Annotated in this window: 20 protein-coding genes; 12 read left to right on the plus strand and 8 right to left on the minus strand. The window is 67.3% G+C overall.

Annotated features, from left to right (window positions below):
* Positions 1–4 precede the first annotated feature (4 nt).
* Positions 5–1,042, minus strand: a complete 1,038-nt coding sequence (locus tag AC3A6P_RS11130; RefSeq protein WP_487691538.1) for a S1C family serine protease — start codon at positions 1,040–1,042, stop codon at positions 5–7.
* A gap of 92 nt (positions 1,043–1,134) precedes the next feature.
* Between AC3A6P_RS11130 and AC3A6P_RS11135 the strand changes: the two genes are divergently transcribed.
* Positions 1,135–1,614 carry an NADPH-dependent FMN reductase gene (locus AC3A6P_RS11135; protein WP_487691539.1) on the plus strand — a complete coding sequence of 160 codons (480 nt, stop codon included), beginning with the start codon at positions 1,135–1,137 and terminating at the stop codon, positions 1,612–1,614.
* Positions 1,615–1,752: 138 nt separating this feature from the next.
* Here AC3A6P_RS11135 and AC3A6P_RS11140 read toward each other — a convergent pair whose 3' ends face one another.
* Complete coding sequence (locus AC3A6P_RS11140; RefSeq protein WP_487691540.1) at positions 1,753–2,286, minus strand: hypothetical protein; 534 nt, start codon at positions 2,284–2,286, stop codon at positions 1,753–1,755.
* Positions 2,287–2,639: 353 nt separating this feature from the next.
* On the opposite strand from AC3A6P_RS11140, the gene AC3A6P_RS11145 reads away from it, so the two are divergent.
* Positions 2,640–4,052, plus strand: a complete 1,413-nt coding sequence (locus AC3A6P_RS11145; RefSeq protein ID WP_487691542.1) for a hypothetical protein — start codon at positions 2,640–2,642, stop codon at positions 4,050–4,052.
* 7 nt (positions 4,053–4,059) lie between these two features.
* Here AC3A6P_RS11145 and htpX read toward each other — a convergent pair whose 3' ends face one another.
* Positions 4,060–4,959: a zinc metalloprotease HtpX gene (gene htpX / locus AC3A6P_RS11150; protein WP_487691543.1), complete on the minus strand. Its 900-nt coding sequence runs from the start codon at positions 4,957–4,959 to the stop codon at positions 4,060–4,062.
* A gap of 75 nt (positions 4,960–5,034) precedes the next feature.
* On the minus strand, positions 5,035–6,042 hold the full coding sequence (gene grcC1 / locus AC3A6P_RS11155) for a nonaprenyl/(2E,6E)-farnesyl/geranylgeranyl diphosphat synthase (RefSeq protein ID WP_487691544.1): 1,008 nt from the start codon (positions 6,040–6,042) through the stop codon (positions 5,035–5,037).
* 21 nt (positions 6,043–6,063) lie between these two features.
* Between grcC1 and menJ the strand changes: the two genes are divergently transcribed.
* Entirely contained in the window at positions 6,064–7,296 is a 1,233-nt protein-coding gene (gene menJ / locus AC3A6P_RS11160; protein ID WP_487691545.1) for a menaquinone reductase MenJ, read from the plus strand.
* A gap of 66 nt (positions 7,297–7,362) precedes the next feature.
* Here menJ and AC3A6P_RS11165 read toward each other — a convergent pair whose 3' ends face one another.
* A complete protein-coding gene (locus tag AC3A6P_RS11165; RefSeq protein ID WP_487691546.1) occupies positions 7,363–8,241 on the minus strand; it encodes a ribokinase in 879 nt (292 codons plus the stop codon).
* Positions 8,238–9,263, minus strand: coding sequence for a LacI family DNA-binding transcriptional regulator (locus AC3A6P_RS11170; RefSeq protein WP_487691548.1), 1,026 nt, complete (start codon positions 9,261–9,263; stop codon positions 8,238–8,240). Before AC3A6P_RS11170 ends, AC3A6P_RS11165 begins: the two co-directional genes overlap by 4 nt.
* A 160-nt stretch (positions 9,264–9,423) precedes the next feature.
* On the opposite strand from AC3A6P_RS11170, the gene AC3A6P_RS11175 reads away from it, so the two are divergent.
* From AC3A6P_RS11175 to AC3A6P_RS11200, 6 genes are read left to right on the plus strand one after another with little or no spacing between them, the layout of a single operon-like run.
* Complete coding sequence (locus AC3A6P_RS11175; RefSeq protein WP_487691549.1) at positions 9,424–10,422, plus strand: ABC transporter substrate-binding protein; 999 nt, start codon at positions 9,424–9,426, stop codon at positions 10,420–10,422.
* Positions 10,423–10,433: 11 nt separating this feature from the next.
* On the plus strand, positions 10,434–11,126 hold the full coding sequence (locus AC3A6P_RS11180; protein ID WP_487691550.1) for a M24 family metallopeptidase: 693 nt from the start codon (positions 10,434–10,436) through the stop codon (positions 11,124–11,126).
* A 46-nt stretch (positions 11,127–11,172) separates the two neighbouring features.
* A complete protein-coding gene (locus AC3A6P_RS11185; RefSeq protein WP_487691551.1) occupies positions 11,173–11,928 on the plus strand; it encodes a glutamine amidotransferase in 756 nt (251 codons plus the stop codon).
* Positions 11,925–12,680 carry an ABC transporter ATP-binding protein gene (locus AC3A6P_RS11190; RefSeq protein ID WP_487691552.1) on the plus strand — a complete coding sequence of 252 codons (756 nt, stop codon included), beginning with the start codon at positions 11,925–11,927 and terminating at the stop codon, positions 12,678–12,680. Before AC3A6P_RS11185 ends, AC3A6P_RS11190 begins: the two co-directional genes overlap by 4 nt.
* Positions 12,680–13,516 (plus strand): ABC transporter permease, encoded by an 837-nt coding sequence (locus AC3A6P_RS11195; protein WP_487691553.1) that lies wholly within the window; start codon positions 12,680–12,682, stop codon positions 13,514–13,516. Before AC3A6P_RS11190 ends, AC3A6P_RS11195 begins: the two co-directional genes overlap by 1 nt.
* Before the next feature lie 14 nt (positions 13,517–13,530).
* Entirely contained in the window at positions 13,531–14,340 is an 810-nt protein-coding gene (locus tag AC3A6P_RS11200; RefSeq protein WP_487691554.1) for a nitrilase-related carbon-nitrogen hydrolase, read from the plus strand.
* On the opposite strand, the gene AC3A6P_RS11205 is transcribed toward AC3A6P_RS11200, so the two are convergent.
* Positions 14,325–15,410 (minus strand): M20 family metallopeptidase, encoded by a 1,086-nt coding sequence (locus AC3A6P_RS11205; protein ID WP_487691555.1) that lies wholly within the window; start codon positions 15,408–15,410, stop codon positions 14,325–14,327. The two genes, AC3A6P_RS11200 and AC3A6P_RS11205, sit on opposite strands and share 16 nt — an antisense overlap.
* A 109-nt stretch (positions 15,411–15,519) precedes the next feature.
* Between AC3A6P_RS11205 and AC3A6P_RS11210 the strand changes: the two genes are divergently transcribed.
* Positions 15,520–15,939 (plus strand): GAF domain-containing protein, encoded by a 420-nt coding sequence (locus tag AC3A6P_RS11210; protein ID WP_487691556.1) that lies wholly within the window; start codon positions 15,520–15,522, stop codon positions 15,937–15,939.
* Between the two features lie 155 nt (positions 15,940–16,094).
* Here AC3A6P_RS11210 and AC3A6P_RS11215 read toward each other — a convergent pair whose 3' ends face one another.
* Complete coding sequence (locus AC3A6P_RS11215) at positions 16,095–16,469, minus strand: hypothetical protein (RefSeq protein WP_487691557.1); 375 nt, start codon at positions 16,467–16,469, stop codon at positions 16,095–16,097.
* Positions 16,470–16,600: 131 nt separating this feature from the next.
* Here AC3A6P_RS11215 and AC3A6P_RS11220 point away from each other — a divergent pair, with 131 nt between their 5' ends.
* Positions 16,601–17,788, plus strand: a complete 1,188-nt coding sequence (locus AC3A6P_RS11220) for a sensor histidine kinase (protein ID WP_487691558.1) — start codon at positions 16,601–16,603, stop codon at positions 17,786–17,788.
* Entirely contained in the window at positions 17,785–18,432 is a 648-nt protein-coding gene (locus AC3A6P_RS11225) for a response regulator (protein ID WP_487691559.1), read from the plus strand. Before AC3A6P_RS11220 ends, AC3A6P_RS11225 begins: the two co-directional genes overlap by 4 nt.
* Positions 18,433–18,617: the final 185 nt, after the last annotated feature.

Here is an 18,617-nt window from a genome sequence, read left to right on the forward strand (position 1 = left end):
GCGGTCAGCGCGTCCGCTCGCCGACGGTGACGGTCACGGTCTGTTGATCGCTGCCCCGTACCACGGTGACCGGAACCTGTTGACCGACGCGCGTACTGCGCAGGATCCTGAGCAGGTCCTCGACATCCTGCACGGGTTCGCCGGCAAGATCGACGATGACGTCACCCGGGCGCAGACTCGCCGCCGCCGCGGGTGAACCGGGATCCACCGCGGTGACCAGCGCGCCGCGGTCGGACTCCACGCCCAGCGACCGTTGGATCGCCGGCGTCAACTGCCCCAGCGACACCCCCAAGAACGGGTGCGCGGCGCGCCCGGAGTCCAGAAGCTGCGCCGTGATGTCCAGCACGGTGCTGGTCGGGATCGCGAAACCCAAAGACACCGCACCGATTTCAGGCGGAATGTAGGCCTCATTGATGCCGACGACACGCCCCTCGGCATCCAGCAGCGCCCCGCCGGAGTTCCCGGGCGAAATCGGGGCGTCCGTCTGAATCAGGTCGACCAGTGAGGACGACTGCGCGGCCGAACCCGGGATGTCGCGGTGCAACCCCGAGATGACTCCCGCGGTGACCGAATTCTGGAAACCGAGCGGACTACCGATGGCGATCGCGTACTCACCGGGCCGCGGCAACTCCGAGCGGTACTCCGGGACCGGCAACCCGGCGCGCTCACTGCGCACCACCGCGAGATCGGTCACCTCATCGGACGCCAGCACCGTACCGCCGGATTCCTCTCCGTCGGCAAACTCCAACACCACTTCCCGGGCCGACCCCACGACGTGAGCGTTGGTGACGATGACATCAGGCTGCAACACCACGCCGCTGCCCACGCCGTCGGGGATCCGGACGGTCACCACGCTGGGTGCGAGGCGTTCAACCACGTCGGCGAATCCAGCGCCAGGTGCCGGAACCGGCGACGCGGGTGCGGGTGCGGAAGCTGCAGCGCTGGTGGTGGTCTGCGTCTCGGGTGGCGATTGGGTGCCTGCACAGCCGGTCAGCACCGCGACCGACACACCGACAACTGCAGCCTCCCGAACGCGAACCACCTCTACCTCCTGTGATCGGTACCTCAAGCGTAGGTACACATCGGCCGCTAGTGGAACGCGACAGCAGAAACACTTCGGTGTTGACTGTGCGGGTGACAGTCGTAGTCGTAGGCAATCCCAAGCCCAACTCACGCACCCGTGCCGCCGCTGAACTGGTGGCCCAGAAGCTCAGCGGTTCCGCACCCGAGCACGTCATCGACGTCGTGGACCTCGGCGCCGGCCTGCTCGGCTGGGGTGACCCGAAGGTCGCCGAGGCCAAGGAGATCGTGAAAGCCGCCAGCTCGCTGGTGGTCGCGTCACCGACCTTCAAGGCGACGTACACCGGCCTGTTGAAACTGTTCCTCGACCAGTTCGGCGCCGGCGAGTTGGGGCAGATCACTACGTTCCCGCTGATGCTCGGTGGCTCGTATGCCCACGCGTTGGCGCCGGAGCTGACACTGCGCCCGGTGCTCGTCGAGATCGGCGCCAGCTGCCCGGCGCCCAGCCTCTACCTGTTGGACTCCGACTACGAGAACTCGGCCGACCTGGAGAAGTGGTTGCCGATCGCGAAGCGATTCGTGCCGGCGTCATAAACCCGCGCTGCGACCACGCATCCCGCACCCGCCGGATGATCTCGTCCTCTGCAGTTGTCCGCAACCACCCGAACGTTGAGCCAGCCCACCCTGGCGATGCACTCACTTCGTTGAGGTCGCGGGTGTAGAGCGAGACACTCAGTTCATGTAGGGGTTGGTGCCCTCAGGGCGATCCAGCAGCGGGTTCACCGCGCCGAAATTCCAGCTCGCGGTCGGCCCCAGCACGAAGCCGGTCTGATCGAAGCTGTTGGTGCAGATGGCCGCACCGGCGCCGTCGACGCCGCAGCTGATGGTGCCGTAGCTGATCCGGGTGTTGGCCGGCAGCGGGTTGGCGGGCTTGTCGGAGACGAACAGCGGCCGCGGCGAGCTCGAGAAGCCGGGCATGCCGGTGGCCCCGCCGGTGATGAGGTTGGCTCCGTTGGGCGCTCCGGGGATGGGGCCGTTGCAGCCGTAGGCGGTGCTGCGGCTCACGACGCAGGTGAGCCCTTGCGGAGTGGTGAACGCGTAGAGCCCGGGCTGCACCTCGTAGTCAGCCGGGGCCGCCATGGCGTAGCCGTTGATGTTCGGCGGCGGGGGCGGAGGCGGCGGCGCGGGTTCGGCCGCGGCGGTTCCCGCGGCGCAGGTCAGCGCCGCGCCCGCAGCGGCTACCGCGATCGAAACTCTGCTCAGCACATTGCTCACACTAGAGGTTCGCTCCGGGCCGTGCTCGGTGTTACTCCAGCACGAGAATTCGCCGCAGTTACCCGCGCGGCGCGGAGTTAACCGGAGACACCTGAGATGCACCCTGAGACATACTTAGGAAATCGCCAGATCCGCACCGAGGCGACAATCGCCGCGCACACGTCAATAACCCGGAAGACCCGCAGCTGAGCGGGCATCTCGAATACTTCCCAGCAACGGGTAAGTGGGCTTACACTGCTTAGCGAATTATCAGGATCACGCGGGGAGGCGGTGACGTGGCAGGGGATTTGCGGTCGTCCATTCTGACGACAGCGGCAGTTGCCGCGAGCGTCGCTGGACTCACCGTGATCCAGCCCCTGACGGCGGCCCCGCCGCTGCTGCTCGCCGCACTCCTGATGGACGGCGGCTCCGGCGACATCGACGGCGTGGGCGGTATCGCCGACGCCATCCAGGGCAGGCTGCTGCCCTCAGACGGCCGTGGCGTCATGATCAACTTCCTGACCGGACCGTTCGGCATGTGGAATGCGCTCGACGAATCCGAGGGCTCCTACGGCACCGTGCCTTCGAGCGCGCTGGGTGTCGCCAGTTCGCTGCCGTTCCTCAACCAGCAGGGCTGGACCGTGACGCCCCCCTCGCTGCCCCCACTCACCCCGAGCCTGGCGCCCGCGGTTCCGCCCGCCCAGGTGGTGCCCGCGCCGGTGGTCACCTTCGATGTGCCGTCACTGCAGATCGGCGAATCGATCGTCACCCCGCCGCCCCAACCCGTCCCCGCTCCGGGACCCGGCGATGTCGTCACTTCGTACAAGTTCGGCCTGGGCGCGTACGCGCCGGTGACGCTGCTGAACCCCATCACCCTGACGAACACGGTGGCCGAGTACCTGAATCGGGCGCTGTCGCCGGTCCGGGTCAACCCCGATGGCACGGTGACGTGCCGGGCCGGTCTGTCCTGCGATGACCTGGGCGTCACGACGGAGCGGGTGGGCGACGTCCTCTACGTCACCTTCAAGAACCCCGACGGCAGCCTGGTGAAGGCGAAGGTCGAGACCCGCAACGGCGTCACCTACGTGACCTACGAGGACAACGGTGCACTGCCGCTGGTCCGGCCGCTGCGCGACTATTTCGGGCTGTTCGGCAACGAGCTCGCCGACATCATCGAACCGGCGCTGACGGCGCTGGTCTACTGGGGTTACCGCGACGCCACCGACGGCACCAGCAACAACCTGCTGCCGACACCGGCCGAGACCATCAAGGCGGTCCTCGACTTCCTGGTCGGCGTCAAGGAAGGCATCGAGTCACTGTTCGTGCCGCACTCGCCGGCCGCCGACACCACCCTGGCCCGAGCCGAGGACGCCGAGACCGACGAGCCCGTCGCCGACGAGGACGACACCCCCTCCAGCGAGCCGGAACCGTCCACACCAGCCGAACCCTCAGAAGACCCGCAGGCCGAAGTGCCCCCGCCCGCCGAGGAAACCCCGGCCGAGGAAACACCCGCCGAAGAAGACCAGCAGCCCGTCGCTGAAGAGCCGGCGGATGACGATGCCACCGAGGAAACCCCGGACGGCGACGAGCCGGCCGAGGACACCCCCGCTACCGGCCCCAAGGACGACCAGTCCGACGACGCCGACGACAAAGACCGGGACCGCTACAACCAGCACCGCGACCGGGACAAGGACAAAGACGCGGGCAACGGCAAGGACACGGACAACGCCAAAGGCGACACGCCCTCCGCCGACACGTCGTCCTCGTCGGAGGGCTGACGCCGGATCAGTAGTGCCCCGGGCCCCGGCCGGCCATGTCCTCGAGCCGGCGGATCCGGTCGGCGATCGGCGGGTGGGTCGAGAACAGCTTGCCGATCTTCTCGCCCGCGCGGAACGGGCTGGCGATCATCAGGTGCGCCTGGTCGGCGAGCTTCGGATCCGGCGGCAGCGGCGCCTGCTCCACTCCCCCGGAGATCTTGCGCAGCGCCGAGGCCAGCGCCAGCGGATCACCCGTCAACTCGGCACCGGACTGGTCGGCCTGGTACTCCCGCGAACGCGACACCGCCATGCGCACCACTGTGGCGGCGATGGGACCCAGCAGCTGGATCAGCAGGATCACAAAGAAGTTGCCGCCGTTGCCTTCCCGGTTGTTGCCGCCGAACATGCCCGCGATCCACGCGATGTTGGCCAGCGCGGTGATCACCGACGCCATGGCGCCTGCGACACACGAGATCAGGATGTCGCGGTTGTAGACGTGCGACAGTTCGTGACCCAGCACGGCGCGCAGCTCACGCTCGTTGAGGATCTGCAGGATGCCGGTGGTGCAGCACACCGCGGCGTTACGCGGGTTGCGCCCGGTGGCAAAAGCGTTGGGATTGGCGGTATCCGAGATGTACAGCCGCGGCATCGGCTGGTGCGCGGCGGTGGCGAGTTCGCGGACGATCTTGTACATCACCGGCGCCTGGATTTCGGTGACCGGCTGCGCATGCATGGCGCGCAGCGCCAGCTTGTCGCTGTTGAAGTAGGTGTAGGCGTTCATGCCGAGGGCGAACACCAGCGCACCCCAGATCCACACCGTGTTGCCGGTGGCGCCTGCGAACAGGAACCCGACGAAACCGATCAGCGCGGTGAACCCGATCAAGAGCAGAAACGTCTTGATCCGGTTGCCGGTCGGGTGCCAGGTCATCAGCGTCCTCCTGCAGGAAATTGCGACTGTGTCAGCTGATTTAACGACACACGTGGCAATTTGGGTTCCCTGGAGTCAGCCGTGTCTGTTGACGGTGTATTCGACCAGCGATTCCAGCGCGCGGCGACCCGGAAGATCCGGCAGTCCGGCGAGCTCCTGACGGGCCTGTTCGGCGTAGCCGCGCACCATCTTCTTGGCCTCGACGATGCCCTGCGAGGCGCGCAGCAGCTGCAGGGCCTCCGCCACCGCGGCGTCGTCATCGATGGGGTTGGCCAGCAGTTCCCGCAGCCGATCCGCGTCCGGCCCGGTTTCGCGCAGCGCGTACAGCACCGGCAGGGTGTGCACACCTTCGCGAAGATCGGTGCCCGGCACCTTGCCCGACTCCTCGGGGTCGCTGTCGATGTCGATGATGTCGTCGGAGATCTGGAACGCGGTGCCGACGATGCCGCCGAGGCGGAACAGCCGCTCGATCTGGTCATTGTCGGAGCCGGAGAACGTCGCACCGAACCGGCCGGACGCGGCGATCAGGCAGGCGGTCTTCTCGTAGACCACCTTGAGATAGTGGTCGATCGGGTCGACGCCCTCGGTGGCCCCGCGGGTTTCCCGCATCTGGCCCGTCACCAGTTGAGCGAACGTATCGGCGATCACCAGCACCGCGTCCGGGCCCAGCCGGGACACCAGCCGGGAGGCCGTCGCGAACAGGTAGTCGCCGGCCAGAATGGCGATGTTGTTGCTCCACCGGGCGTTGGCGCTGGAGGCGCCGCGGCGCACCTGCGCCTCGTCCATCACATCGTCGTGGTACAGCGTGGCAAGGTGCACCATCTCGATGACGGCGCCGGCGATGACCACGTCGTCGTTGGTGGGGTCAGGCCCCAGTGACGCCGACAGCACGGTGAACAGCGGGCGGAACCGCTTGCCGCCGGCCAGGAACAGGTGGTGTACCGCCTCGGACATCAGCTCGTCGGCTTTGCCCAGCTCAGTCGCCATCAGCTGTTCGATCCGCGACACTCCCGAGCGGACGCTCTCGGCCAACTCGGCGTCGCCGAAATCAACTCCCGCCACCACACTCGCCGGTGTCCTCACGGGTCCAACATACTGGGCACCATGCAACCCTTCCCCGCCAGCGCCGCCGATGTGGTGGTCGTCGGCGCCGGACCGGCCGGCTCGGCCGCCGCGGCGTGGGCCGCCAGAGCCGGGCGCGACGTGCTCGTGATCGACGCCGCGACCTTCCCCCGCGACAAGGCCTGCGGTGACGGGTTGACCCCGCGGGCGGTCCTGGAGCTGGAACAGCTGGGCCTGGGTCCGTGGCTCGACGAGCACATCCGGCACGCCGGGCTGCGGATGTCCGGGTTCGGTTCGGCGGTCGAGGTGCGCTGGCCCGGGCCGTCGTTCCCGGCCACCGGATCAGCGGTGCCGCGCACCGAACTCGACGACCGGGTGCGCGCGGTCGCGGAGTCCTCGGGAGCGCGCATGTTGCTGGGCGCCAAAGTGGTTGATGCCGACCGAGATTCGTCCGGCCGCGTGACGTCGGTGGTGCTGGGCGACGGGCAGCGGGTGGCGTGCCGGGAGCTGATCGTCGCCGACGGCGCCCGCTCCACGCTGGGCCGGGTGCTGGGTAGGCAGTGGCACCAGGAGACGGTGTACGGGGTGGCCGGCCGCGCGTACCTGGCCTCCCCGCGCGCCGACGAGCCGTGGATCTCCTCGGATCTCGAGTTGCGTTCGATCGACGGCACCGTGCTGCCCGGGTACGGCTGGATCTTCCCGCTGGGCAACGGCGAGGTGAACATCGGTGTCGGCGCGCTGGCCACGGTGAAACGGCCCGCCGAGATCGCCCTGAAGCCGTTGATCAAGCACTACACCTCACTCAAGCGCGACGAGTGGGGCTTCGACGGCGAGCCGCGGGCGGTGTCGTCGGCGCTGCTGCCCATGGGCGGGGCCGTCTCCGGGGTGGCCGGGCCCAACTGGATGCTGATCGGCGATGCCGCGGCGTGTGTGAACCCGCTCAACGGTGAAGGCATCGACTACGGCATGGAGACCGGCCGCCTGGCCGCAGAGTTGCTGGGCACCGGCGATCTGTCGCACGTGTGGCCGCTGGTGCTGCAGGAGCACTACGCCCGCGGCTTCTCCGTCGCCCGGCGATTGGCGCTGCTGCTGACCATCCCGAAGTTCCTCCCGCTGACCGGCCCGCTGGCGATGCGCTCGAGTGTGCTGATGGGAATCGCGGTGCGGGTGATGGGCAACCTGGTGACCGACGAGGACGCCGACTGGGTGGCGCGGCTGTGGCGGGCCGCCGGCGCCGGCTCGCGACGGCTGGACCGCCGCAAACCCTTCACCTGACCTCCGCGAGCGCGCGTGTCTGTACAGCTGCGCGCGGCGTGTCCCGTACAACGACGCGCGCTCGGGCTACTGGGGCGTCGTGAGGTAGTGGTCCACCTCGGCACCGCGCGGGCAGGTCTGGCCGCCGACATGGCGGGTGGACATCGCTGCCGCGACCGTCGCACGCCGCGCGGCCTCCACCACAGCCACACCCGCGGCGATGCCCGCTGCCAGCACACCACAGAACGAGTCCCCGGCGCCGGTGGTATCGACGGCGCGGACCTGCGGACAGGCGATGGCGGTGTAGCTGCCGTCGGCATCACGGACAGCGCACCCGGCACTTCCGAGCGTGGTGATGACGGTCCGGACCGGGAGTTTCGCCATCGCCGATGCGACGTCTCCGTCGACAATCGGTACGTACCAATTCAGTTCGCTCTCGTTCAGCACGAGTAGATCGATGGACGCCCAGAGGTGATCCGGTAGCGGCGCGGCGGGCGCGGCATTCAGGATGACGACGCCCGGCCACCGCAGCGCCGTCTCGACCACGGTTTCGGTGGGAATCTCGAGCTGCATCAGCACCACATCACCGGGGCGGGCAGCACCGACCACCGGAGCGGTGCTGCCATTGGCTCCGGCCGAGACGACGATGCAGTTCTCACCGGACCCGTCACGGAGCACGATGGCACTTCCGGTGGCCTGTCTGCCTACGCCCAGACCCGCACTGTCGATCCCCTCGGCGGCCAGGACGTCGCGCACGATCGCGCCCCCGGCGTCTGCACCCACCGTACCGACGAATGCCGTCGAAACACCCTGTCGCGCAGCAGCAACCGCTTGGTTGAGGCCTTTGCCGCCTACCGCGGACCGGGGATCACCGCCCGCTACCGTCTCACCGGGGGTGGGTGGCCGGCGTACTTCGACGATGCGGTCGACGTTCGCACTGCCGACCACCGTCACCGAACCCGTCATCGAATGCCGCTCGACGCACTCGGATCGGTGGACTGACGCACCACCAGCCGCGAACCGAGCGAGGCACGGATGGTCTGTGCGGTGGCCTTGCCGTCGATGGCCTGCGCCAGCAGTCGAACTCCTTCGGCGGCGATATCGGCCAGCGGCTGGGTGATGGTGGTCAACGGCGGCGTGCTCAACGCCGCGAACGGAATGTCGTCGAATCCCGTCACCACCACCTCATCCGGAACCGGCACACCGGCCTCACGGCATGCCTGCAGGACACCGAGGGCAATCAGGTCGTTGCCACAGACGATCGCATCGGGACGGCGACCGGAATCCAGGATCTGGGCGCCCGCCTTCTGGCCCCACTCGACGGAGTACTCACCGAGCAGTACCGACGCCATGTCGATGTTGAGCCCTTGCGCCCGTGCATGTTTGAGCAGTCCCGCCTGCCGCAACTCCGTGGACGAATCGGTGGGCGTTGCGCTGACGAACGCCACGCGCGAGACTCCGAGCTCGGCGAGGTGCGCCACGATCAACGATTCGGCGAAGTCGTCGTCGATGCCCACCCAGTCGGTGTCGGTATCGCGTGCTCGCCGGTCGATCTGCACGACGGGAACCCGTGAGGCCGCCGCCCGCACCGCGGGCCCGCTGTCGATCTCGTTGGTGGGGCTGATGATAACCCCGTCGACGCGCCGGTTGATCAGCGACGCAAGGCGTTCGGCCTCGATCCGTGAATCGGACTGCGCGTCACACAGCAACATCTGCCAGCCGCGTTCGGCCAGCACCCGGTCGACGTTCTTGACCAGGGCGGTGAAGAACGGATTGGCGATATCGGGGACGACCATTCCGATGGTGTCGGTGCGGCTGCGCCGCAGTGAACTGGCGATGCCGTTGCTGGAGTAGCCGAGTTCTGCCACCGCGTCATCGATGCGACGCGCCAGTTCCGGGGACACCGTCCGCGTCCCCGACAGCGCGCGCGACACCGTCGCCGTCGACACCCCGGCACGCTCGGCGACCTGTCTGATTGTCGGACGCACGCTCCCCCTCTCACCGTTGATGCCCAAGTTTCTAACACGGCACCCCTCCGCAGGCAATCGTTTACATCCTGGAAACGCCTGGGTCTTGACCCGGCCATCCACCGAGTGCTTTTGTGTGTTGCACCAGCTTTGTAATCGATTACACCAATCGAGGAGACGCATGACACGCACCTTCCGCTCCCGTCTGGCAGCCATGCTGATGATCACCGCAACCACGGCCGGGCTGGTCGCCTGCGGCAGCGATACCGACCAACCGACGGCTGACGGGATGACGCCGGTGAACATGGTCATGGAATGGCCTGTCGCAGACGCTTTCTGGACGCCCTTCGTCGTCGCCAAGGACAAGGGCTACTTCTCCGACGCCGGCATCGACCTCACCATCACGCCGCCTCCCACCGTCGCCGACACCATGAAGTTCCTCGGAACCGCAGAGGCCGACATGGCGTTCACCACCACCCTCGACGTGCTGTTCGCCAAGGATCAAGACGCACCGGTGATCGCCACCGGCGCCTACGGAGACCAGAACAACTGGGGTTTGATCGCCCGCGAGCCGTTCGAACTCGCCAGCATCAAAGGCAAGACCGTCGGCATCTACAACGACGCCTGGTCAAAAGCTCAGCTGACCATGATGCTGAACTCCGTCGGCCTGCAACTGTCCGACGTGCAACTGGTCACCGCCGCGGACAACACCGTGCCGCTGCTTCTGGAGAACCGGGTCGACGTGATCACCGGTGTCACCAACGCGGAGTCCGCCGACGTCCGGGTCAACGGCGGCTTCGACCCGTTCTTCATGCCCGCCAGTGAGCACGGGGCACCCAACGCACCCATCTTCGTGGTGGCGGGTAACACCGACTGGCTCGAGGAGAACCCAGCCACCGCAAAGGCTTTCATGGCTGCATCCAAGCGCGGCCTCGAAGACGCTCTGAGCGATCCCGAGGCGGCGATGGCCACCTTCGAGAAGGCCTACCCGGGTTCGGACATGGGATTCATCGTCGACTCGTGGAACGCCACCGCCGAGATCTTGAAGGCACAGCAACCGCCCTTCGAACAGAGTGACGCGCAGTGGAGCGGGCTGTTGGACGCGGCGGTGGCACAGGACCTGGTGAAGTCGGTGGACGAACCCAGCGCCTACTGGACCAACGACTACCTGCCCGAGTAGAGGCCGCCACCATGTCTTTCACCGACGACTCCCTCGTGACCCCCGACACCGTGACCGTCACGCCCCCGCCAGGCCTGGTCACAGCCCAGCTCCTGGCCCGCGACGTCGCCGAGCTGGCCGCCGACGCGGTGTGGGCGGGCATGACCGAACGGGAGTTGGCGCGCTGGGCCGAGGAGACGCTCCGTGCGCGTGGGTCCACCGGGCTGTGGACGATCGTCAACGTCGGCTTCGGCGCGGGCAGCCTGGACTGCTTTCCCACCGTGGCCCCGACGGACCGGATGCTGTGGAACATCGATTCCGGCTACATCGACGTCCATCCCGTAGTCGACGGCTGGTGGGGTGATTGCACTCGCACCTTCGTCGTCGGCGACCAGCCTGACTACGTAGAGGCCAAGGCGCAGATCCAGACGATCCACGACACCGTGCTGGCCGCGGCGTACCCGGGAATGCCGGCCAACGAACTGTGGTCGGTGTTTCGTGACTGCATCGCCGGCACCGGCTGGAACCACATGGACCGCCTGGGCAACATCGGTCACTCCATCGGCCAGAACGTCTCCTACACACAGGGTTACATCGACCGCCACAACACGACGAAGATGTGGGGCGGCTGGGCCGTCGAGCCCTTCATCGGCAACCACCTCTACGGCGTGAAGGTCGAAGACGTCATCTGGTTCGGGCCGGAAGGGTGCACCGTGATTCGGTGACCACCTTCGCAGCCCGAGATCTCACCACCACGAAAGGAGTCGGTACATGGCCCGAACGCTCATCGCCGGCGAGTCCTGGACCACCACCTCGATCCACACCAAGGGGTTCGACTCATTCACCACCGTCGCCTACGAGGAGGGCGTGAAGGACTTCTCCGCAGCGCTGGAATCCGGCGGGCATGACGTGACATTCATGCCCAATCACGTTGCCTCTCAGCACTTCCCTACCACCACTGACGAGCTGGAGCGCTACGACGTCGTCGTGCTGTCCGACATCGGCTCCAACACCCTGCTGATGCCCAATGACGTGTTTCTGCGCGGCAAGGCGCATCCGAACCGGTTGCTGGTGCTCCGCGACTGGGTACGCGCCGGCGGGTCGCTCATGATGGTGGGCGGTTACCTCAGTTTCCAAGGCATCGAGGCGAAGGCCAACTACAAGAATTCGCTGCTGGCAGAAGCACTCCCGGTCCTCATGGAAGACGGTGACGATCGCGAGGAGTGCCCCGAGGGTGCGGTACCGCGACTGTTCGGGCCGGATCATCCGTGCACGACGGGGTTGCCCGACACCTGGCCGGCCCTCCTGGGCTTTCAGCGCTTGTCGGCACGCTCGGCGTCGGAAGTTCTGGCTCAGGTCAACGGTCACCCGCTGTTGACCGTCGGACGCTACGGCAAGGGCCGGTGCGCGGCCTTCGCGAGCGACATCGGTCCGCACTGGGCACCAACGGAATTCACACAGTGGGAGGGCTTCGCCCGGCTGTGGTCCCAAACCGTGTCCTGGCTCGCGGCCAAGGACGTCCCATGAGCCTGCGCCTCGAGGGCGTCTCCCACACGTTCGACGGTATCGAGGCGCTGGCACCGGTGGACCTCACTGTCGAGGACGGCGAGTTCGTCTGCATCGTCGGTCCGTCCGGCTGTGGCAAGTCGACCATCTTCAACATCGTCTCCGGACTGCTCACCCCCACCGCGGGTGCGGTCAGCCTCAACGGTCACGACATCAAGGCCAAGACCGGCCACGTCGGGTACATGCTCCAGAAAGATCTGTTGCTGCCCTGGCGGACCGTGCTGGACAACATCGTGTTGGGCGCCGACGTCCGCGGTCGGGCATCGCGGGATGACCTGCGTTCGGCGGCCCAGATGGCGCAGCGGTACGGCTTGGGCGCCTACCTCGATCACTACCCGCACGCGCTGTCGGGCGGTATGCGGCAGCGGGTCGCGGTGATGCGTACGCTGGCTCTCGACCACCCGGTGATGCTGCTCGACGAACCGTTCGGCGCGCTGGACAGCCACACCCGAATGCTGATGCAGCAGTGGTTGCTTCAGGTCTGGCGCGAGCAACGCAAGACCATCCTGTTCGTCACGCACGACATCGACGAAGCGCTGTTCCTGGGCGACCGGGTGGTGGTCATGACACCGCGGCCCGGGCGGGTGGCAGCCGTCATGAGGGTGGATCTGCCCCGTCCCCGCGACATTCACCTGACCACCGATCATCGCTACGTCGAGCTGAAGTCAACCGTGCTCGACCTGATCTACGGCCGGCCGTCGGAGGTGGCGTGATGAAACGCAACCGCCTCACGACGCCGGCGCTGCCGGTGCTCGGGTTGGTGCTCGTCGTGGTGGTCTGGGATCTCGCGGTCCGGCTGTTCGACATCGCGCCCTACGTCCTGCCCAGCCCGCAACGCACCTTCGAAGCGCTGCGTGACGACTGGGACAAATTGGGGCCGGGCACCATCATCACCAGCAAGGAGTTCGTCCTGGGCTTCCTGATCGGAGCGGCGGCGGGTTTCTTCTTCGCCCTGGTGATGTCGTGGTCCAAGACCGTTCAGCGTTTCCTGTACCCCATTCTGATCACCTCGCAGGCCGTGCCCATCATCGCCGTCGCCCCCGCCCTGGTGATCTGGATGGGATTCGGCCTGGCACCCAAGCTCACCATCGTCGCGCTCATCGTGTTCTTCCCGGTGGTCGTCAACGTTCTCGACGGCCTCGCATCCGTCGACAAGGACCTGATCGCCCTGGTTCGCGCGATGGGCGGAACCCCCTGGCGCATCTTCCGGACCGTGACGCTGCCGGCCACCCTGACCCCGCTGTTCTCCGCGCTCAAGATGACCGCCACCTTCGCCGTCACGGGCGCCGTGCTCGGCGAGTGGACAGCATCGACCACCGGAGGGCTGGGGGTCGCGCTGCTGGAAGCACAATCGCGGCTCGACGTGGCCTCGGTGTTCGCCGCCATCATCCTGCTGGTGATCCTGGGGCTGTTGGCATTCGGGGCCGTGGCGCTGGCCGAGATGCTGTTGACGCCCTGGCGGCGTACATCGATCAAACCCGCGTGGCGCAGACGGTTCCGCCCGAATGCCTCCGAACAAGTCGAGCCCGAGAAAGTGGGAGCCCCGTGATCAGGGTCGCCAGCGTGCAAACCAACCCGGTGATGAACGACGTCGCGCACAACGTCGACGCCATGGTCGACGCCATGAGCGAGCTCGCCGAGGCCGGAGTTCAGTTGGCCGTGTTCCCCGAGCTGGCCACCACCGGTTACATGTTCACCGACACCGACGAGTGCCGCGCTGTCGCCGAGGAGATTCCCGACGGCCCCACCACCGCACGCCTGCTGGCTGCCTGCGCCCGATACGACATGCACATCGTGTTCGGCATCGCCGAGCGCGCCGGCGAGCGGCTGTACAACTCGAGCGCTCTGCTGGGCCCGAACGGGCATATCGGCACGTACCGCAAACTGCACCTGTGGAACCGGGAGAACCTGGTGTTCAGCCCCGGCGATCTGGGCCTGCCCGTCTACGAGACACCGCTGGGCGCCATCGGCATCCTGATCTGCTACGACATCTGGTTCCCCGAAGCCGCCCGCACGCTGGCGCTGGCCGGAGCGCAGCTGCTCTGCGTCCCGACCAACTGGGTGCCGCTGACCGCGGGCAATGACGCCGAGGGGCGGGCGATGGCAAATGTGCTGTGCACCGCCAACTCTCACTGCAACGGTGTGCCGATCGTGGCCGCGGACCGGTGCGGAACCGAACGCGGCCAGGAGTTCCTGGGCCGCAGCGTCATCACGAACACCAGCGGTTGGTATGCCGCAGGCCCGGCGCCCGCGCTCACCGAGGAGACCATCATCGCCGACCTCGACCTGGACAGCATCCCGGCGGCCCGTGAATGGAATGAGTTCAACAATCCGTTCGCCGACCGTCGAACGGACGCCTATCTACTCCACTGAGAAACCGCTCGACGGTAGTGGTCTGCCGCCGCATCGAGATCACTGAGCAGAATCGACTCGTCGACGGCATGCATGGTCGCCGGGTCGCCGGGCCCCCAGATCACCATCGGAACTCCGGGTAGCGCGGCACTGAATGCGGACCCGTCGGTGAAGTAGGCAACTGGTTCGGCGGTGGCATCCACCGGAAGGCGCGATACCCACTCATCCTCGGCGGAGGTCCACACCGCGGGCAGATCGATCAACGTGTCGACCTCGTGGACCTCGGCTTGCGCTCGCCACCAGTCGAGCAGGGCGTCGCCGTTGGCGACCGTACGATGATCGATGACGCAACTGGCTTGTGCCGGAACGATATTGGGGACAGCGCCGCCGGTGATCGTCCCCAGGTTCCACGTCGAAGCGCCCAGATGGGAATCCGTTGTCTGCGGCAGTTCCACGCGCGCACGTCCGATCACGTCCATCAGCGTCAGGATTGCGTTGCGCCCCAGGTGCGGGGTGCTGCCGTGCGCGGCCACCCCAACGCTGTTGATGCGCAACCACAGCGCGCCTCGATGCCCGAGTCTGACGCTGTTGGCTGTCGCCTCGGGGATGACCACCGCGCCGATGTTCGCTTGGGCGGCGGCGTGGCGCGCTCGTTGCGCACCGGCGGCGCCCACCTCCTCGTCGGAGGTCAGGATCAGAGCGACCGGGACGCCGAGATCCACCGCGTGTTCCACTGCCGCCAACGACGCGACCAGGCCGCCTTTCATGTCGGTGGCACCCCGGCCGACCAGCCGTCCGTCATGCACTTCGGCGGCGAACGGAGGATACGACCACCCCGACAGCGGCCCCGTCGGCACCGTGTCGACATGACAGCAGAACGCCATTCGACGGGCGTCCGGCCGGGCGGCATTGGTCAGGATCGCCCACGGATGGGCGCCACCCAGGTCGGCCTCCACCTGCACGGTGCTGTCCTTCGCACGGAGAACGGACAGGCAGAGCTCGATCGCCTCCCGCTGCGGCGCGGGCTCCCCGGACACGGTCTGCAGCGCAACCAACTCGGCGAGCAGACCTCGCATATCCACTCGAGCCACCACCTTCAACAGTGCATCAAAAGCCTGTGACGACAGACCATCTCACGTTTCACGTCGACCCTACTCGTTGTCCACCCAGACGGCAGGGTCGACGGCTAGGGTCAACTCGATGACCGACGCGCACCGAGTTCACGTCTATCGCGCACCCCTGCGCTCGCGGCGTGACGACATCGACCCCGCCGCGACGCTGGCGCGTGCGCTGTCGCTGGGCGTGTGCGGGTTCGGCGAAGCGCCGCAGAACCGGGTGCGACGGTTCGCCGAGGCCGAGGACGGTTCACTGGTGTGGACGCGCGACGGCGACGGCCTGTTCTGGCTGGGCCAGATCGACGGCCCCTACAGCTACGACCCCGACGGTGCGGTCGTTGACCTTGTGCACATCCGGCCGTGCACCTGGGGGCCGAGACCGTTCACCGAAGCAGCCACCCCGGCTGCCGTCGTCGCCACCTACGGCCGCGGCGGCCGCAACTTCCAGCAGATCCACCACCCGGCCGTCGGCGCCCAGAGCCAGGCGCTGTGGACCCGACGCTGAGTTCCTGCCAACCGTGGTGCAATCACCGCCAACCGGAAATCACGGCGGTGAGCTGCTGGTTCTACTTATCAGAACAGCCGCAGAACGTGATTGAGAGGGGCCGTACGGTCCGCCTGGAACTTCTCTCGCCAGGCGGGCCGTACGGGCAAATACCCTCACGCCGAACGGCTCAGATGCGGTCCGTCGTACACGTCGACGATGTGCTTCTCCCCACGCCGCAATGCGCGCACGCGCACCGACCGGCGCCCCCCAATGTCCAGCAACGCGGTGAGTCCGGGATTGGCGTGCACCAACTGATTGCGTGCGTGTTCGGCCGGAACATCCTCGTGCACAGCCTGATCCAGTTTGGCGGTCAGCATCGTGACCCACCGGTGCCGCAGTGCCAGCAGGATGCCTTCCTCGTTGCCGAACAACCGGTCGATGTCAGATGCCCTGTCGGCGAGGGCTTGCGGAATGTCACCGTCGGCCGCCGCGATATCGATCAATTCGCCCATCAGCGCCATGCGCTCGTGCAATTGTGACCATGTCATGGCTCGAACCTACGAAGCCGAACCTGCGCCCGCGTCGTGCCCGGATCTGGTTTCCGGATCCGCCCCCGGGCGGTCCCGCTGTCCTACTCCGGCATGATGTGCCGGCGGCGAGAACTCTCTACGATCGAACGGTGCTACGTGATGTGACGGAGTACGTGGTCGATCGGCTGCGCGCCAGAGGCGCGCTGATCCCCCACGGCTTCACGTGGACGTTCGTGGTGACCGTCGACGTGAGCCTGCTGGCGATCCTGATCGCCGCCGGACTACAGCGAGTGCACACGGGTCTGCTGCCGTCGCTGGTCGCCGCGCTCATCGCATTCTCACCGCCATTGTTGTTCTTCTTCTCCGGCATCAAGTTTCATCCGGCGCTGATCTGGCTCACCACCTCGGCCGCCACCGCCATCCTGTTGTTCAGCACGCCGGCCCCCATCGACTCCGACATCGCCCCCATGCTGCTGGTGGTGATGATCGGCATCGTCGCCTCGCACACCACGGTGCTCCCGGGAGCGCTGGCCGCGGCATCGGCATGCGCGCTGTTGCTCGTCGCCGCCGCGTCGCACCACATCGACGCGCTGCCGCTGTACCTGACCGCGGTGGGGCTGGGCTGGCTCGTCGGCTTCCTGATGCGGATCCAGCAGCAACTGCTGGTCAGGCAAGCGGAGAACCAAGCCGCCCTGGCCGAACTCGCCGCCGCCGACGAACGCCGCCGCATCGCCCGCGAAGTGCATGACGTCATCGCCCACTCGCTGAGTGTCACGCTGCTGCATCTCACCGGAGCCCGGCGCGCGTTGCAGGAAGACCGCGACGTCGACGACGCGGTGGACGCCCTGGAGCAAGCCGAACGTCTGGGCAGGCAGGCCATGGCCGACATCCGCCGCACCGTCGGGTTGCTCGACGGCGCGCCGCTGCGCACCGCACCCGAGCCCGGTATAGACGACATCCCGCCGCTGGTGGACGATTTCGTCAAGGCCGGGCTGTCGGTGCGGCTGCATGTCAGCGGCTCTCCCGACCGCGTCTCCCCGGCGGTGGGCCTGGCGTTGTTCCGCATTGCCCAGGAGTCGCTGGCCAACATCGCCAAACATGCCCCGGAGTCGACATCCTCGGTGCTGCTGTCGTTTTCGCAGTCGTCCGCGCGCATCAGCGTGGACAACCGCTTACCGGTGGCGGTGCAGAGTTCCGAAGGCCGGGGCGTGCGCGGTATGCGGCAGCGGGTCGAGTTGCTCGGCGGGATTCTCGACGTCGGGCCCAGCGGCGACGAGTGGTCGGTGCGCGCCGAGATCCCGCTGGGCGAAGGTGGCCGATCCTGGTGCGGCCGATGACCGAGGACGTGATCCGGGTGCTGCTGGTCGACGATCAGGATCTGGTGCGCTCGGGGTTGCGCCGCATCCTGCGGCGCAAGGACGGCTTCCTGATCGTCGACGAATGCGCCGACGGCGACGAAGTGCCCGCCGCGGTGACCGCACATCTGCCTGACGTGGTGGTGATGGACCTGCGGATGAAACGCGTCGACGGGATCGAGGCGACGCGGCGCCTGGGCGGCACCCCGCCGGTGCTGGCGTTGACGACGTTCAACGAGGACGAGCTGCTGTCCGGGGCGCTGCGTGCGGGGGCGGCCGGGTTCGTGCTCAAAGACTCCTCAGCCGAGGAACTCATCCGCGCGGTCCGGGCCGTCGCGCGTGGGGACAGCTACCTCGATCCGGCGGTGACCTCGCGGGTGCTCAGCACGTATCGCCGCTCCCCCGCCGGCACACCCGAGGCCGTCACCGAGCTGACCGCCCGCGAGCTCGACGTGCTGACCCTCATCGGGAAAGGCCGGTCGAATGCCGAGATCGCCGACGACCTGTTCATCTCCGGTGTCACCGTCAAGACCCACATCGGCCGCATCTTCACCAAGCTGAACCTGCGGGACCGGGCCGCCGCGATCGTGTACGCCTACGACCACGGCATCGTCGCACCCCGGTAGCCCGCGAGGATTTGCCTATTGTGCAGGTGGCGACATTTACCCAGCTGCAAGGCAGATTTAGATGCAAATCCTGGTGGTCGGCGCCTGCACGTTGCCCCGGCCGGGCGGGCTCGAAGCGCCCGCTGGTGGAAGCACTCTCCAACTGCACCTCAGAGCGTTCTACGGCCTGTCGCGGCGGGCAAGCT

Source organism: Mycobacterium sp. Soil_C_30 (genome assembly GCF_057656995.1).

Coding starts and splice junctions, on each gene's coding strand:
- AC3A6P_RS11210 (WP_487691556.1), top strand. CDS start 15,520: ATGACCGACGCGCACCGAGTTCACGTCTATCGCGCACCCCTGCGCTCG.
- AC3A6P_RS11185 (WP_487691551.1), top strand. CDS start 11,173: ATGGCCCGAACGCTCATCGCCGGCGAGTCCTGGACCACCACCTCGATC.
- AC3A6P_RS11225 (WP_487691559.1), top strand. CDS start 17,785: ATGACCGAGGACGTGATCCGGGTGCTGCTGGTCGACGATCAGGATCTG.
- AC3A6P_RS11180 (WP_487691550.1), top strand. CDS start 10,434: ATGTCTTTCACCGACGACTCCCTCGTGACCCCCGACACCGTGACCGTC.
- AC3A6P_RS11190 (WP_487691552.1), top strand. CDS start 11,925: ATGAGCCTGCGCCTCGAGGGCGTCTCCCACACGTTCGACGGTATCGAG.
- AC3A6P_RS11195 (WP_487691553.1), top strand. CDS start 12,680: ATGAAACGCAACCGCCTCACGACGCCGGCGCTGCCGGTGCTCGGGTTG.
- htpX (WP_487691543.1), bottom strand. CDS start 4,959: ATGACCTGGCACCCGACCGGCAACCGGATCAAGACGTTTCTGCTCTTG.
- menJ (WP_487691545.1), top strand. CDS start 6,064: ATGCAACCCTTCCCCGCCAGCGCCGCCGATGTGGTGGTCGTCGGCGCC.
- AC3A6P_RS11175 (WP_487691549.1), top strand. CDS start 9,424: ATGACACGCACCTTCCGCTCCCGTCTGGCAGCCATGCTGATGATCACC.
- AC3A6P_RS11215 (WP_487691557.1), bottom strand. CDS start 16,469: ATGACATGGTCACAATTGCACGAGCGCATGGCGCTGATGGGCGAATTG.
- AC3A6P_RS11165 (WP_487691546.1), bottom strand. CDS start 8,241: ATGACGGGTTCGGTGACGGTGGTCGGCAGTGCGAACGTCGACCGCATC.